Source organism: Neobacillus niacini (assembly GCF_036961885.1).
Classification (GTDB): domain Bacteria; phylum Bacillota; class Bacilli; order Bacillales; family Cytobacillaceae; genus Neobacillus; species Neobacillus niacini_H.
On the sequence record NZ_JBALNQ010000037.1, the window covers coordinates 90,125 to 105,647 of the forward strand.

Annotated in this window: 14 protein-coding genes and 1 riboswitch; of the genes, 3 read left to right on the forward strand and 11 right to left on the reverse strand. The window is 39.2% G+C overall.

All coding sequences use genetic code 11. The features are described 5' to 3' along the window. Nucleotides 1–162 precede the first annotated feature (162 nt). The 3 genes from V7124_RS16575 to V7124_RS16585 all read right to left on the reverse strand — a co-directional run bounded on the left by V7124_RS16575 (nt 163) and on the right by V7124_RS16585 (nt 1,779). Nucleotides 163–309 (reverse strand): hypothetical protein, encoded by a 147-nt coding sequence (locus tag V7124_RS16575; RefSeq protein ID WP_335491135.1) that lies wholly within the window; start codon nt 307–309, stop codon nt 163–165. 209 nt (nt 310–518) lie between these two features. Continuing rightward, nucleotides 519–1,502: an alpha/beta hydrolase gene (locus tag V7124_RS16580; RefSeq protein WP_335419764.1), complete on the reverse strand. Its 984-nt coding sequence runs from the start codon at nt 1,500–1,502 to the stop codon at nt 519–521. A 142-nt stretch (nt 1,503–1,644) separates the two neighbouring features. Beyond that, nucleotides 1,645–1,779 carry a hypothetical protein gene (locus V7124_RS16585; protein ID WP_335491140.1) on the reverse strand — a complete coding sequence of 45 codons (135 nt, stop codon included), beginning with the start codon at nt 1,777–1,779 and terminating at the stop codon, nt 1,645–1,647. 154 nt (nt 1,780–1,933) lie between these two features. On the opposite strand from V7124_RS16585, the gene V7124_RS16590 reads away from it, so the two are divergent. Then, nucleotides 1,934–2,512: an HAD hydrolase-like protein gene (locus V7124_RS16590; protein ID WP_335491142.1), complete on the forward strand. Its 579-nt coding sequence runs from the start codon at nt 1,934–1,936 to the stop codon at nt 2,510–2,512. A 46-nt stretch (nt 2,513–2,558) separates the two neighbouring features. On the opposite strand, the gene V7124_RS16595 is transcribed toward V7124_RS16590, so the two are convergent. The 4 genes from V7124_RS16595 to V7124_RS16610 form a co-directional block, all read right to left on the reverse strand. Further along, nucleotides 2,559–3,002: a universal stress protein gene (locus V7124_RS16595; protein ID WP_335419772.1), complete on the reverse strand. Its 444-nt coding sequence runs from the start codon at nt 3,000–3,002 to the stop codon at nt 2,559–2,561. A 163-nt stretch (nt 3,003–3,165) separates the two neighbouring features. Next, nucleotides 3,166–4,404, reverse strand: a complete 1,239-nt coding sequence (gene sstT / locus V7124_RS16600; protein WP_335491144.1) for a serine/threonine transporter SstT — start codon at nt 4,402–4,404, stop codon at nt 3,166–3,168. Between the two features lie 643 nt (nt 4,405–5,047). Beyond that, nucleotides 5,048–6,214 carry a cell division protein FtsZ gene (ftsZ, locus tag V7124_RS16605; protein WP_335491146.1) on the reverse strand — a complete coding sequence of 389 codons (1,167 nt, stop codon included), beginning with the start codon at nt 6,212–6,214 and terminating at the stop codon, nt 5,048–5,050. 625 nt (nt 6,215–6,839) lie between these two features. After that, nucleotides 6,840–7,703, reverse strand: coding sequence for an SDR family oxidoreductase (locus tag V7124_RS16610; RefSeq protein ID WP_335491148.1), 864 nt, complete (start codon nt 7,701–7,703; stop codon nt 6,840–6,842). 198 nt (nt 7,704–7,901) lie between these two features. Here V7124_RS16610 and V7124_RS16615 point away from each other — a divergent pair, with 198 nt between their 5' ends. Next, a complete protein-coding gene (locus tag V7124_RS16615; RefSeq protein ID WP_335491151.1) occupies nt 7,902–8,348 on the forward strand; it encodes an Rrf2 family transcriptional regulator in 447 nt (148 codons plus the stop codon). Nucleotides 8,349–8,566: 218 nt separating this feature from the next. Here the strand turns inward: V7124_RS16615 and V7124_RS16620 are convergent, their stop codons facing one another. The 3 genes from V7124_RS16620 to V7124_RS16630 are packed head-to-tail and all read right to left on the reverse strand — an operon-like array spanning nt 8,567 to nt 14,028. Further along, nucleotides 8,567–10,141, reverse strand: a complete 1,575-nt coding sequence (locus V7124_RS16620; RefSeq protein WP_335491153.1) for a SagB family peptide dehydrogenase — start codon at nt 10,139–10,141, stop codon at nt 8,567–8,569. Between the two features lie 24 nt (nt 10,142–10,165). Further along, on the reverse strand, nt 10,166–12,112 hold the full coding sequence (locus tag V7124_RS16625) for a TOMM precursor leader peptide-binding protein (RefSeq protein WP_335491155.1): 1,947 nt from the start codon (nt 12,110–12,112) through the stop codon (nt 10,166–10,168). Then, entirely contained in the window at nt 12,109–14,028 is a 1,920-nt protein-coding gene (locus V7124_RS16630) for a putative thiazole-containing bacteriocin maturation protein (RefSeq protein WP_335491157.1), read from the reverse strand. The genes V7124_RS16625 and V7124_RS16630 overlap by 4 nt, the downstream gene beginning before the upstream one ends. 168 nt (nt 14,029–14,196) lie before the next feature. On the opposite strand from V7124_RS16630, the gene V7124_RS16635 reads away from it, so the two are divergent. Then, entirely contained in the window at nt 14,197–14,400 is a 204-nt protein-coding gene (locus V7124_RS16635; protein WP_335491161.1) for a hypothetical protein, read from the forward strand. 341 nt (nt 14,401–14,741) lie between these two features. On the opposite strand, the gene thiW is transcribed toward V7124_RS16635, so the two are convergent. Next, the gene (gene thiW / locus V7124_RS16640; protein WP_335419796.1) at nt 14,742–15,260 is read right to left on the reverse strand and encodes an energy coupling factor transporter S component ThiW; all 519 of its coding nucleotides are present in this window, start codon (nt 15,258–15,260) and stop codon (nt 14,742–14,744) included. 81 nt (nt 15,261–15,341) lie between these two features. Then, nucleotides 15,342–15,449, reverse strand: a riboswitch (TPP riboswitch). Between the last annotated feature and the right edge of the window lie 74 nt (nt 15,450–15,523).

The window sequence follows — 15,523 nt, forward strand, 5'->3', positions numbered from 1 at the left end:
CCCTCTAGCATGAATTTTCTTGTTCAACGGTAACCAGAGTGATCTTCATATACCAATTAATCCCAAAGACATTAATTTAAGCAACAAAATTTTAGAAAAGCCTTTCAAAAAATATAGAAAAAGCAGTGAGATTTTTATAGACAAAAATCCACTGCTTTATTTTTATATTACTAAAGTTAATTCAGAAAAATGAACAAGTTGAACTTCGCCAATTGAACTGCCCTCTTCACTAATTTCACAGTAACCAGAAGAGTGTTGGTGAAGAATAATATATACTTTTCCTTTGAAAATAACCTTTAAATTATTCAAAAAACCACATCCCTCCATTTGATTATTTAATCATAGTGGAATTGTGGTTATTTGTCTGTGTCGTAATGATGAATTCACAATAAGCAATCATTTTTAGTGACAGAATGGTGACAAATCCTAGTAGGCAAGTTTAATTAAATGGAAAACATAACAAGATCGATTTCATTCGGTCCTGTTTTGTTCTTTTATTTTGTTAATATTAGTAAAGATTATTTTACCAGCATTTCGGTTTTATCGATGGTTACTTGTCTTTTTTTCCAGTTTCTTAACCATTGAGTAATTTTAGCTTTTAATTCAGCATCAACGGGTTGTTTCAGTGATTTTTTATTATTATTCATGATTTTGCTCATACTGTATTCAACATCTGTTTTACGAAGCATATGTGTCATGTCTTGAATAATGTGTGTTTCGCACTCGCTAGGAACGAATGCTTTAATCTTTTCTAAATCGCTAACCTTAACGTTTACATCCTTGGTTCCTGTAATCGCTAGAACGGGACAATTGACCTTTTGTAACGATTCTGATACGTCAAATAATGCTGTCTCTCGATTCCATTTAGCATTGATTTTTTTGCCTTTATACTTAATCACCGCATCATCCGATTCTTGTATCAACTTAAATAAATCATCATTCATTTTTGTTATTTTTTGATCTACTTTTAGCAAACGAAGTAACCATCCTTGAAATCCTTTTACAGATCTTAAATCCTTCATTATTTCCTCGCGCTGCCATGCCGTTGTTACCGGTAATGGTTCAGCGGTGCCCGCAAGTAGAATCAGCCCATCTACCGGAACCCTCTCATTCACGAATGGTACTAAAATACTTCCTTCACTGTGTCCTAGTAATATCACATTCTCTGAATCAATGTTTGGATGATTTTTAGCAAATTCTACTACAGCCTGTGCATCGTCGATTAAATCGTACACGCCCATTTCATGATAGTCGCCTTTACTAGCACCTATACCCCTTTTATCATATCGAATACTAGCAAACCCCTCTGCAACAACTAGATCACTTATTTCCCTAAATATATTCATCGGCATTCCTTTAGCATTTGAATCTCGATCTATTGGACCACTTCCGTGAACCATTACCACTAAAGGAAATGTTCCATTTCCTCCATTTGGGAGTGTTAATGTTGCTGCTAACGGGAATGCTCCTGGTATCATCACTTCAATCTCTTTCCTCATCATGATCAACATCCTTATTTTGATAATTTTTCAAGTAAAGATAGTACGTCTTAGTAAGTAAAAATGTTCATATTTATTTTCATTTCTTCTATTAATTAATTTATTCAGAGAAAGCGATGATATGATGATTTAGAATAGTTCCGACTTATTTCATTTTTACAGGTGTGACTAGAGCATATAAATTTTCAGTTGGGTCCGATATATTGATCTCAATAATTTTAAACCCATTTCCTCCATCAAATTGTTCTCTTTTACTAGTAAGGTTTTGATTGTTATTCATGATTTTTTCCTCCAATAATTTTCTCACAGAAGTTATTATATGGTGAAGGTAAAAATATGTGCATCCGTTTTAAAATATATTTTTATGGCTGGTTAAATTTTATGTAAAATGGTACATTATTATTTTTAGCATCGATAAGAAATGAGGGATTATTTTGAACATTTTGTGGGACTTTGATGGGACCCTTTTTGATACATATCCAGCATTGGTCGAAGGATTTGTAAAATTAAGCAAACAGGATCTCAATCGTGAGGAAGTATTGAAGTGGCTAAAAATCGACTCGAAAACGGCTTTTAAGCATTATGGGATTGATGAGTCTAAAAGAGAAGAATATAAACGATTGGATAAACAATACTCGACATTGTACAGTAAGCCTTTTGAGCATTTAGAAAAGGTTTTATCAGCAGTTGATAACAATATTATCGTTACCCACCGTGATATGGAATCTACTACCTATCTTCTTGAGAAATATCATCTCACACGCTACTTTAAAGAAATTGTTTCCGTAGAAGAACAAGGATTCCATAGAAAGCCTCATACTTCATCTTATGAATTTGTCTTGAAAAATCAAAATATTGATTGGGTAGTTGGTGATCGGGAATTAGATTTACTTCCTGCAAGAAAATTAAAGATTAAAACCGTAGCCTTTCAAAATCGCAACATTGAAGCAGATTTTCACATTAATAGTTATGAGTTTTTTATTGATCTTATCTTAAAAAACAAAAGCTTGTAGATTTAGTCCAAATGGACTTCTTCTACAAGCTTATTTACGTGATGAATTATTTTACAATGAAAACTGGGCATGGTGCCTTTTGGACCACAAAATGGCTGACGCTTCCCAAGAAGAGCTCCTTCAGTCCACTTAACCCTCTGCTGCCCATTACAACTAGATCGCCATCGTATTCCTTAACAAACTCAACAATCATTTGTCCTGGAAGACCCTCTAATAACACGATTTTCGATTTATTTGGTAGCTCTTTTAACTCTAGTTCAATCTCATCACGAATCGCTTGGAATTCTTTATCTTGCGACTCTCGGTTTATAGCTAATGCATACCCATAAGTCGAGTATGGTAACGGCCTTATTGGCTGCATGACAGTTACTACGTACAATTGAATGATATTATCCTGCTTCGCCAAATTCATAGCCATCTTTAACGCCTTTTTACTTAATTCTGAATGATCATATGCGACAACGATTCTTGAATAATCCGTTAACATCATTATCATCCTCTCCATATAAAAACATAATAAAAACATATCTTCACTATAATTATACGTCGGTAAACAAAAGAGAAGCGTGTTGATAGTGACAACTTTATGATATTTTAGTTAATTTTTCACAAAATAAAATCCCCTTAGTGAGCCACAAAGGGGATGATTATAGTTATGCTACTTTATTACTCTTTAATCTCTTTCCTTCTTTAATTCTCTTCTTATATTCTGCTGTTGCAGTGAAAAGCACGTCTGTTGAAGAGTTAAGGGCAGTTTCAAATGAATCCTGTAAGACACCTATGATAAAGCCAACACCAACTACCTGCATGGCCACATCATTTGGAATTCCAAAAAGACTACATGCTAGTGGAATCAATAAGAGTGAACCACCGGCAACCCCTGAAGCACCACAGGCGGCAATGGCTGATAAAACACTTAGAATAATCGCTGTAGGGATGTCAACGTGAATATCAAGTGTATGAACAGCTGCAAGCGTCAAAACTGAAATGGTTACTGCTGCACCGGCCATATTAATGGTTGCACCTAATGGAATAGATACAGAATAGGTATCCTTATCTAAACCTAGTTTTTCACATAATTTCATATTTACTGGGATGTTTGCAGCTGAGCTGCGTGTAAAGAACGCTGTAACAGCACTTTCCCTAATACATTGAAATACAAGTGGATATGGGTTTTGACGTATATTCACGAATACCATGAGTGGATTGACAACAAAAGCTACAAAAAGCATACATCCTATCAAAATAACAAGTAATTTTCCATAGCTTAATAGAGACTCGAGCCCGTTTGTGGTAATGGATTCAATAACCAGTCCCATAATCCCGAATGGTGCAAACTTAATGACCCAGGTTACAATTTTAGATATGGCATCTGAGAAATTAGAAATCAAGGTTTTTGTCGTATCTGGGGCATTTTTCAAAGCTAGACCTAGGACAATCGCCCAAGTTAGAATGCCAATATAATTTGCATTATAAATGGCTTTTACTGGATTATCGACAACGTTGAGAAGTAATGACTTAAGTACTTCTACGACACCCCCAGGAGCTGCCAAATCTTCAGCACCCTTTGTAAGGGTAATACTTACAGGAAAAATAAAGCTGACAATAACAGCAATTAATCCTGCTAAAAACGTTCCCAGTAGATACAGTGAAAGAACAGACTTCATGTTTGTTTGTTGACCTTTTTTATGACCCGCAATGGCCGACATAACCAAAAAGAGTACCAAAATGGGTGCTATCCCTTTTAAGGCACCTACAAATAATGAGCCTAATATAACCACTGGCTTTGCAACCTGCGGAACCGTTACGGCCAAGATGATACCAATGATTAAACCAATAGCAATTTGTTTAACAAGGCTGATTTGATTCCACTTTTTCAATAGATTTTTCATAGATGCATCCCCCACTTTTATAAGATAAAATTGCGCTGTTCCATAGGAATTTTATAATTGCACTTTTTCCTGAGCTGCTCTAATAATCTCCACACCCCCAATTAGACACTAAATTCTAATAAATAGCATTATAGTGAATAGTAAGATATATTACAATAGAATAATTGCTAACTTGGTAGAATAATTTCAAACTCTTAACCGGTGGAAGTTTTATTATTAGTTATTTTGGTCAGTATAACAAGTTAATCGATGTTATTCAATAAAACATGAATAATATTTTATAAAAATACGTTAATTTTCGTGTTTAGGCGAAAATATTATAAGTATTATTACATAATGTTCGTGTTTTCAAATAAAACTACCTGATTGGTCGTTACAGGCTAATTTGGTATAAGATATTATTTAATAGATAAAGAAAGCACCTCAATAATGAAATGCCTTCTTTACTATTTACTAATTATTATCATCCAAATGCAACGGGAATTTCCAATGGCATAATGGAGAACCTGAGGATTTTGTGGTTCCCTTACAGTAAAAGATTGTGTGGCAAGGGGAACTAAAGTGGGGCAACTGATTCCCGTACAGTGTGAAAATCAGGGGGCAACGGCAAAGGAACCAAGCTGTTTCTCGTATCTACACTAAATTAATATGATCGTAAGCGTTTTTTTCGATTGCGCAAGAACACTGGTATATCATTAGGTTCCTCTGACTCTTCTAAGTGCAGGTCAAAAACCTGAACGTCTTCATCATGGGTGTACGGCTCTGGTTCTTGATATTGTATATGTTGTTCCCTATGATATGAATGCGACATTTCTTCCTTTAGTGTCTGAGGTGAACTATGTACTGCTTTATCCTCTTGATCACTGAATCCAGTGGCTATTACAGTTACAATAATTTCATTTGTTAAGTTTTCGTTTATGACCGATCCAAAAATCATATTTAATTCTTCGTTAGAAGCTGAAACAACGATTTCTGCTGCCTCCTGCACCTCAAATAGACTTAAATTGTGGCCACCCGTTATATTCATAATTACACCATGTGCTCCATTGATGGAAGTTTCCAGCAACGGACTATTTAAGGCTTTCTCCGCAGCTTCGGCAGCACGGTTTCTACCTTCTGCAATACCAATTCCCATTAAGGCTGTTCCTTTATGAGACATGACCGTTTTCACATCTGCAAAATCAAGATTGATTAAACCAGGCACCGCAATTAAATCTGAAATCCCTTGTACACCCTGACGTAGAACATTATCTGCTTCTCGAAATGCATCAATCATAGGGGTTTTTTTATCTACAATCTCCAATAAACGATCATTTGGAATAATAATCAAGGTGTCCACTGCTTCCCTCATTTCCTCTATTCCACTTGCTGCATTTTTTGCACGCTTGTAGCCTTCGAATTTAAATGGTCGTGTTACAACTCCAATCGTTAGGGCTCCAAGCTTTCGAGCAATCCTCGCGATGGCGGGTGCTGCCCCTGTCCCTGTACCGCCACCCATCCCGGCAGTAACAAAAACCATGTCAGCACCTGCTAAGACTGCTTCGATCTGATGTTTGCTCTCCTCGACAGCTCTTTGTCCTATTTCTGGATTTGCACCAGCACCTAACCCCTTGGTCAAAGAGGAACCAATTTGCATTTTGATTGCTGCTCTAGATTGTTTGATAGCTTGTGAATCTGTATTAACAGCAATAAATTCTACTCCACCAACGCCATCCTCTATCATACGGTTCACAGCATTGTTTCCCCCGCCGCCAACCCCTATCACTTTAATGTTCGCTAAATGTTCCATACTTGTATCAAATTCTAACATGGTTATTCCTCCCCGTTATCAAAAACTACAATCTAAATCTATATTGGGTTAGGAGAATAGTAGATAACCAACCCCAAGTAATTAATAGAAAAATGATATAGTGTTTAGTCTACGTAACATTAAATTCATTGTCTAGTTAAGTGTTACCCATTATTAAGGGATGAAAAATGGGAAAAAGCACACTCTTAATGAACAGGAAAAGCAGTAATATTTTTCCTATTTGGGGTAGAATGGTCCTGTTTATTTTCATGAGATTTCTATTGTTAAAAAAAGGTAACAGTTTAATTACAAATAGATAACCTCTCTTGGTTCGACAAATTTTTAAAAATCCCTTGTTATAATGGCATTAACATAATGGTCAAACTCAGAGATATAGTAAAGGAGGAAGTAAGGTAGAAATATTACTCTATATAGGTACATATCTTACTGTTACGTTTGCTGTTGGTTGGCTTATTACAATCGGTTTTAATCAATTTCAAAAATAAAAAAACTCATTTGCCAAATAAATGGAAAATGAGTTTTTTTCAATAGGCTGATGATAAATGGCTTAATTATTTTGCTGAAGGAAGTGATAAACTTCTGTTGTATTCAGAAGGGTCGGTTTTTTTAGGCTGCTATATTTTGATTATGAGATTTCAGTAACAATTTGTTTTAGGGCTTCATTAATTGGGGTAACTGGGCGGCCGAGAACCTTCTCAAAGTCATTGCTTTGCACATCTAATGAACCGTTTCGGATACTCTCTTGGATTCCAACTACAATCGGAATCACAAAATCAGGTAAGCCCAAGCCTTTCATGATTTCTGCATATGTCTCGTCATTTACTTGTTGTACAGGAATTTCTTTACCCAATACAACCCCAAGTGCAGATGCTAATTCTTCTTGAGTTAAAAGAGGTCCAGAAAGTTCATACACTTTATTATCGTGTCCATTTCCAACAAGAACGGCTGCTGCAGCTTCTGCATAATCTTGTTGCAGTGCCCACCCTACTTTACCGTCTCCAGCGGAAGTTACCCATGGAGCACCTGCCAAGGCACCTTGAATGCTACCTATTTCATTTTCCAAATACCAATTATTACGTAAGATCGTATAGGGAATACCCGTTTTAATGATTGCTGCTTCTGTCACAACATGAGGTGGAGCCATTAAATTCTTACTTTCTGTTGCATTTGCTAAACTTGTATAAGCAATAAATTTAACTCCTGCACGTTCAGCTGCAGCAACTGCATTCGTATGTTGACGTATCCTTGTTTCATTGTCTCCATCCGCAGATATAATTAATAAACGCTCAATCCCTGCAAATGCAGCATCTAATGAGTCTGGATGGTCAAAATCCCCTTGACGAACTTCTACTCCACGAGAACGAAGCCCTTCCGCTTTTTCTGGATCGCGAACACTTACTGCTAGTTGGCTTGCTGGAACAGTTTTCAATATTGTTTCTACAACCTTTGAACCTAATTTCCCAGTTGCACCTGTAACTAAAAATTTCATTGTCCATACCTCCATTTAACGTTTAGTTGTAACTTAATTAATTACATGTAATCATTATAATTACAAGTGAGTTAATCTGTCAACCGAATAAAATCACTTTATTTATTCTCTTCGAAATTTGCTATAATAAACTTGTAACCAAGTTAATTACACATTAAGATGAATAAATGGTAATTCAAAAAGGGACGGTGACTATAGATGTCCATCAGCAGTCGATTTGCTGTGGGAATTCACATATTATCTTTAATTGAATTTAATAAAGAGGGAACAAGCTCCTCCGAATTTTTAGCTTCAAGTGTAAACACCAATCCAGCAGTTATACGAAAACTAATGGGGATGCTAAAAAAAGCAGGTTTAGTAGAGGTGCGTCCAGGTATAGCAGGAGCAAAACTTGCAAAGGATTTATCTGATATCACACTGTATGATGTATATAAGGCCGTTAATGTTGTACAGGATAAAGAGTTATTTAGCTTACATGACAATCCAAATCCAGCATGTCCCGTAGGCAGGAACATACAGAATACAGTAGAACCATTATTTTCAGCTGCTCAAATAGCCATGGAGAAGGTTTTGGGGAGTGTAACTTTAAAGGATGTTGTGAAGGATATTGCCCATAAAGAGAAAATTTCAGGTTCCAACTTATAAGAATTTACTTTTAGTCTTCAATAAGAAAAGCTTGTAGAATTCTTTCCATCATGGACGTTTCTACAAGCTTTTTAGGTATGTTCTTAGTTCCAAGTGAAACTTTTTCCATTAAAAAATCCCTTTTGTGAGATAGTTCCTAACTATTTACACAAAAAGGGATTATCAAATATTAAAATTTAGTTTTTTTCAATTTGCCTCAAGGCTTAGAAAGAGAGCTATTAACTACACACCCCCCCCATTAACCAAGGGCGAGGTCGATAGGGACCGATCGGAATTTGGATTAAGCAGGTTTTTCCTTGTGATTCCATTTTATAAATATTATCACACAGGCTGACATCATATCCGAGGAGTGGGTGCCCTCCCATTCCAAGGGAAACTGCCCCTAAGAGTAATCGTTGCACAAGCATTCCTGCCTCCATTTGTTGAATCCGATATCCTCTGTAACCGAATGTATTTTTATAGTAATCCTTTACTCCTGTGACATGTATGCAAAGTGGTACTTGAAGCAAATTCACATTATATAACGACATACCAGTTTGCAGCAGGAGCCGATGATCTCCGGGTTGGACCTGGTGTAATACATGGGAATTACTGTCATATTGGTACGCACCATTAGGAATTCCTTCAACATTATATAGACAGATATTTAGTGAGGCACGCGGCTCGTGCTTCTGATGCACAGCTTCCAAATCATTTCGATACAAAAAGGAATCCGTCGCCTCGTGCAGCAGATTTGCCAGTTGGAGCTGATTTACCTTCCCCATCATAAAATCAATATCTGGAGAAAATCGGTTTCGGCAAACAGACCCCAGATCATAGGATCGCCTCTCCGCCTCAGGCAGAGCTACCACTTGACCTCCACCATTTCCATTCACATTCGCTTCAATCATCGAAAAGGAACTTGTATCCTCCTGCATGGACACTTCATTTAGCTTGGTTAACATCGAATACTCTTTAACACTTTGTGACTTGACGTAGTGATTCTGCTCAATCGATGTCAATTCTCCGCACAACTGTGCTGCCGATACCATTCTGTCCCTTTCACTCCCGTTGGCTGACCAAATGGTTGGTTCCACCGATAGTGGGATGACTGCATAGACGCTCTCCTCTCGTTCAGATAAACCAAGCAAATGGTTCATGGCGCGATCAAGAAATTGAAAATATACCCCTGATTCGAAGCCAAACCGTTTCGCTACTTCCAATAATTGTCCAATTAACACGCCCGCATCCAACCCCTGAAGCCGGTAAGCAAAGTTATTGTATTTGAAAAAATTTTTCCAAAACATCGTCGATACAAAAACCGTCCCAAAACATGATGGAACGTCACAACGATTACCAAGAGCCTTGGCAATATAAGAATCGAAATTTCCTTCTCGCAGCAATACTAAGCGGTGGTGTGCCACATCATAATGGTACACCCCAACTGGCAAATCCTCGATTTTCAAATATACGTATAATTCGTTTGGATACAGTGCTCCTCCCGAGGGGGCAAACCTCCTGTATGATTGCATGACGTCTGAATGGTCTGTAGAATCCATGCTAAAGACCGATTGGCTAATTTGAGTAAGGCCGTAAACATACCAAAGAAAATGACCCAGTTTAGATAGGTCAGGTGTTGCGGGTTGTCTTTGTCCTTCAAGTGTCAGTGGAACTTCTAGGGATAATGGAACCACAGGCAACCCACGGTATAATTTATAGGGAAGTGGTTTATCTTCCCAATCCACTTCCCAATAGGGTATACTTGCCTTTTCAATATCGAAATGTAAATTGTGCAGAAACTCATCTAGAATCATTCTCTATCACTCCTAGTGATGCACTTATGGAAACGGATGCGGGTGTGGATTGAGCTGTTCTGCTGTTAGCGGTTCTTGTGAATATCCAAGTTCCATAGGTACCGTTAATACCCTTTCCAGTCCAGTAACACGGGTAAGGTGATGTCCGAATGTCATCGGCAGCATTCCCGGAATCAGCACTTTTACACAATACAGTCCGTTTCGGATTGTTTCTGGTGTCGTCTGGTCAACCACAATCACATCGAGGTTTAATCGGCGAAGCTCTTGAAGAATATCCTGAAGATCATCAGTAAGATCTAAATGTGTCGACTTCCATTTGAATTCCTCTTCAAACGATCGCAATGGACGAGTATCGTCCAGCAAAAACTGCAGGCGCTCTTCTGCTTGCGGTAATCCGTACAGCATGCCATGATCATCCATTTGTTGAACCAAGGAAGAATCATGCAACATTCGTTCATATTCTACCTTGTTCTTCTCCAATTTCTCATCCAATGAAAGCATCATACCAGCTAACTCGTGAACTGCTGTTTTCACTGCCCGTACCGGGTCTAAATGTGATCCGGCTGCACAGATAAGATTCATTCCTTTTTCCTTTCTGTTTTTAGCAATTGCCAAAATACTTGGAATTCCATGCTCCATCGTTGAGTTATACAAATATAGATCATATCCTGCGATTGCACGCATCCGTTCAATCATTAACAGAAGCTCTTGGTCTTCAGTGGAAGTCGGGTCAAGACGCGGGAGAGGCATCTGAGTGTACCATGTCATCAAAAACGAATCACGCTCCACCACCTCCAAAATACCGTAGAGAATGGCCTCTTCTAGACTTCCACCTAACGCGCATCCGTTGGAAGTTTCATAGACGAATCCTTGTGACCTGCCGCCCAAACTGTAATAGGCAAGCAGTTCTGGAATCAGAATCGGTCGCTCCTGCAAAAATGAATATCCCCATACCCAATCAATCGGGCGATCTGGATCAAATTCAGTAAATGGAAAACCAGTTCTTTCATACTGTTCTTTTGCGTGGACCCCAACCACGATTGGATTGAGTGCTTGATTTTTCAAATGGTTATAACTGTCATGGACCACTGTTCGTTTGCCACGTGGCTTAAGCCCACAGTGCCGCTCTAATCCTTCCAAAATGGCCGTTAACTCACTTACCGCGAACGAATTAGTCCTTCCTGCTGTTCCCTCGTCTCCTTCAAACAATGGCAAAATAACACCTACATCCGCAAAGGTATGCACAAGGTTAACCATTTTATCATTCATAAGTCCTGTTCGAGGATCGAGATAGTCTTTTACAAGAACATTTTTCAGGTTATCTAACGAACGACTTCGATAATTGTCGTTGGTAACCTTTAGACTTTGCTGCAGTAAAATTCGAGCCATGTCTGATGTATCGTTAGGTAATTGACCGCATACCTGGCACAAGGGATCGGGCAGAAACCGATGCCAGGAAGTCTTCAATGTTTTCAGATTGATGAAACAAACCTTTTTTTCTGAATAAGGATCATCACCCTTCATAATTCTTTGTACCTCAGCCCCGATTACGTTGGCCATCTGTAATATTCCCGAGCGCGTTGCCCAAGCTTCCTGTTGCATTCCTCCGGATAACTCCAACCTCTTTTGTATCTCCCACAATTCTGTGCGGTCGCTTGCTGTTATAGTACGACGCAAATCGGCACATTGAGCGCATCCTTGCGTACCTGGTTGAACAAAAGGACCAACTACCCCCTCTCCAAATGTAACAAAGCCTCGCAGCCAGGGAGTATTTGTTTGACGAAATACCTCTTCTGCTTTTTGATGAACAGAGGGATTCCATGCATCATGTAAAACCAATGCTATCTCAATCCGATCCGGTACGATTGCTCCGAAATCGGTTTGGCGAAAAAGGGAGTATTGAGCTGACAATTCTTCAGACACGTAGTCTGCCAGCAGCCCTTCTCCCACAACCAACATGACAGTACTCACGTCAATCCCTCCTCATGAACCAATACGCCATATACCCCTGGCATTTCCTCCTTTAAAAAGAGGTCAATTTCTAGTTCATAAACCAATAGCCGGTGTCCATTTTGTGTTAAGATTTCCAAAGCTGTTAACAAGTTCTCTGATTGGATCCTCTCTTCAAACGCAGGGATATCAATGTTTAGTGGCGCTTTTTCAGCCAGAAGCATGGATGAAACCTCCAAGGATCGTGTTGTGACGAATTCTTCTTTATTTTGTACATTGAAAATAGCCTGTTGGAGTGCCTTTCGTAATGCCTGTGTTATATTCAAATCGACATTGCCATACCAACCATTATTTGTTCCAATCCACACAACAGGAAATCCTGACACTTCTGTGCCAATCCCTATAGTTGGTGCTCCCTGCATCGTTGTCAGTGTCTGCAAATAAAACTTACAGTGTTCATCCTCAACCCTGCTAAACTGTACCGGGGAGACTGAATACCCAGTTTCAAGACATTGTTTGATCAACTCCTCATCCAAACACTTTTGCAAACCTCGATAAACACTTTCCGCGAACGTTTCACCTGCGCCAATTGCCACTTCCTGGGGTAGATCGATCGAACCGACAAGTTGTGATACATACGATTCAATTCCCGACAAACCCGCTTCCCTTCTTGCCTCCTCATGTGTCAGACCCGTACAGACAACCGCTGGCAGCAATTCAGCTGGTCCGTCTGCCAATGGGTTGACTGCTTGAACTCTGCATTGTGCTAACGGCAGCTGCTTTAAATCACCCTCATCCCAACGATGGAAAATCCCTGTTACCTTTGATGTTAAATGGTTGAAGGAAAGAAGTAATTTACCAGGATCAGCCCTATCCCTCCCTTCTGCTAATCGAATATCTATATCTTCTATAAATTTAGCTGTTGCCTGTCCTGTCACCAGTGGATGTGGAAGGAACGAATGCCAGTTTCCTTCTAAGGTTTCCAAATCCAGAAGGAAGATTTGATTGTTCTGTTCCTTTTTGGAAACACCCGTAATGTTTTTAAATAACTCAAATACCGTAACATTTGCCAGCATTGCTCCGGCTGTGGAAGAGAAGGTGGAAAATGGCTGCTTTTTGTAGAGAGCGGATTGGTGAATACGACGCCATGCAGACTCCCAGTCCGCTTCTGAGTCTGGATGTACGAACGGTCCCGCTAAACCCGCCTGCTCTAAACAGATAGCAGGCAGAAACACTTTCTTCTCTTCTTTACTAACCCTATGAAGAAGCCGGAGTTCCCCTACATCATCCATTTCTGACACATATAAAATATAATCAAATGGTTTTATAATCTCTTCCCAGGAGTCTTCCCCCTGCTTGTTTAGTTTGACCTCCTCTATCTCCACATCGGCGTCTGTTTTACGGGCATTTGCCACGAGTTCCATCAACCGCTGTCTATTGGTCTGCACCTTGTCAGTGATCAGCATTTGGAATTTAGGCAATCCTGATTCAAGTAACGATGCAACCAACGAAACAAAAAAAGGACCAGAGCCTACTGCTAACACTTTCGCTTGACGATAGTTCTGAAAACGAAATGCACCCGAATCAAGCAAATTATCCACAAATTCAATTTGTGAAGCATACTTTTTTAGAACCTGTTCCCTCAATTGATGTGGACTGTCTTGGCTCACATCACGAACAAACCCATTTTGATATAGTGCTTCTGCTATTTCAAACACTCTGTCTCGGTATGCTGCCGGCAAACCGTTTGTCAGGTACTCTAAGGTGTATTCGCCATTAAACATTGGCATTAGCTTTTCAACCCATTGATCGATCATACTGCCTTTCATACGGAACGAGCTTACATTGTTCCGAAAATACACACCGTTGTTTGGTTCAGGGAGAAAAAACGTGTCCCTTTTCACTTTTAGACGCATAGCAGTGTTCATATTGGTCATTTCGCTCCTCCTTTTCCGAAGCTTTTATCCTATTTAATCATCATCACTATCATCCTATGTATCTCAATTTGTCCCTTATGTTAATTCTGTAAAGAAGAGCCCCAACAATAAGCGTAGGGGCTCTTCTCCTCTTTTGTTCTAAGTGGTGTTTTGGTTAAAAATCTATAATTGTCAACCGCCGCAACGATGGCCTCCGCCGCAGCGATGGCCTCCGCAGTTGTGGAAGCAATTGTGGAAACAATTGTGAAAGCAGTTGTGGAAACAATTGTGAAAGCAGTTGTGGAAGCAGTTGTGGAAGCAGTTAAAACAGCTAGAACATCGCCCAAAACCACCAACACCGCCAAAACCGCCGATACCACCAACACCGCCTAAACCACCGATACCACCAACACCACCAATACCGCCTAAACCACCAAATCGAGCAGGATCAGTGTAGTACATGCTTGGGTCAAAAGGAACTGCCTGGGTCGCTTGGAAATCTCCAAGACTTAACCCCTGGAGTTGACTTTGGAAATCATACATTTTTATTACCTCCTTATATATTTAAGGGCAGCAGCAACACGAAATGGTCAAAGAACCAACTTGTTAATAGGTAAATACACTGCATTACCTTCCCCAACAAAATATGTATAATAGGTGGGTATTGCTACTGATACAAAAGCCTATTTTATTATTTGCGAAATGGAAGGTTTTTGGTAAAAGGTAATCCCTTTCTACTTAACTTCTTTCACTGAAGTTTCTTTTGGTATAAGGACGGGTATTTTCTTTTTTAAAAAGATCGATAATATGATTGCACCAATCAACGCTCCGGCAATTGAGCTAAAAATAAATAACGGAATGAATCCAAATAGTGCCGCCTCTTGACCAAGCAGCAGGGTAGCAATCGGAAAGCAGAGAATCGCTCCAATAATCCCCGTTCCAATCACTTCACCGAAAAAGGCCATATAGATCTTTTTGGTTTTCATAAAAAGAAGTGCTGCCAATAGGGCGCCAACCATACTTCCAGGAAATGCAAAAATTGATCCAGTCCCCATAATATTTCGTAAGATTGATACACATAAAGCCTGCGCTACAGCATAAAACGGACCTAATAGAACGGCAGATAAAACATTCAAGAAATGCTGAATCGGAAACACCTTAGTGACGCCAATCGGAATAAACAATAAATTACTCGAAAGTGTACCAATCGCGATCATCATCGCAGTCAACGTGAGTTTATGTGTTTTTCTCATAAAAAAAATCCCTCCAAGTTTTTAATAAGCACTGGGGGATTACTGGATAAACATTCCCCTTCACCGTTACAAATCGGTTAAATGGATGTATGTTCACTTCCCTACGCTGGTACAACCCAGATCAGGTTCAGGAGTTTAAGACCATGGTTGGTCTAATCTCAGCCAGTTTCGGCTCCCCCAGTGCTAGTATTTGATTTTCATAGGTTTAACGAGATTAATATATATAGAGAGTTTTGTAGCTACAGGGTTTGGGTTTGGGTTTG

Excerpts from the sequence above, each read along its gene's own strand:
- ftsZ (WP_335491146.1), bottom strand. The coding sequence starts at position 6,214 with ATGTTAGAATTTGATACAAGTATGGAACATTTAGCGAACATTAAAGTG.
- thiW (WP_335419796.1), bottom strand. The coding sequence starts at position 15,260 with ATGAGAAAAACACATAAACTCACGTTGACTGCGATGATGATCGCGATT.
- V7124_RS16610 (WP_335491148.1), bottom strand. The coding sequence starts at position 7,703 with ATGAAATTTTTAGTTACAGGTGCAACTGGGAAATTAGGTTCAAAGGTT.
- V7124_RS16585 (WP_335491140.1), bottom strand. The coding sequence starts at position 1,779 with ATGAATAACAATCAAAACCTTACTAGTAAAAGAGAACAATTTGATGGA.
- V7124_RS16620 (WP_335491153.1), bottom strand. The coding sequence starts at position 10,141 with ATGATTCTAGATGAGTTTCTGCACAATTTACATTTCGATATTGAAAAG.
- V7124_RS16630 (WP_335491157.1), bottom strand. The coding sequence starts at position 14,028 with ATGACCAATATGAACACTGCTATGCGTCTAAAAGTGAAAAGGGACACG.
- V7124_RS16615 (WP_335491151.1), top strand. The coding sequence starts at position 7,902 with ATGTCCATCAGCAGTCGATTTGCTGTGGGAATTCACATATTATCTTTA.
- V7124_RS16580 (WP_335419764.1), bottom strand. The coding sequence starts at position 1,502 with ATGATGAGGAAAGAGATTGAAGTGATGATACCAGGAGCATTCCCGTTA.
- sstT (WP_335491144.1), bottom strand. The coding sequence starts at position 4,404 with ATGAAAAATCTATTGAAAAAGTGGAATCAAATCAGCCTTGTTAAACAA.
- V7124_RS16595 (WP_335419772.1), bottom strand. The coding sequence starts at position 3,002 with ATGATGTTAACGGATTATTCAAGAATCGTTGTCGCATATGATCATTCA.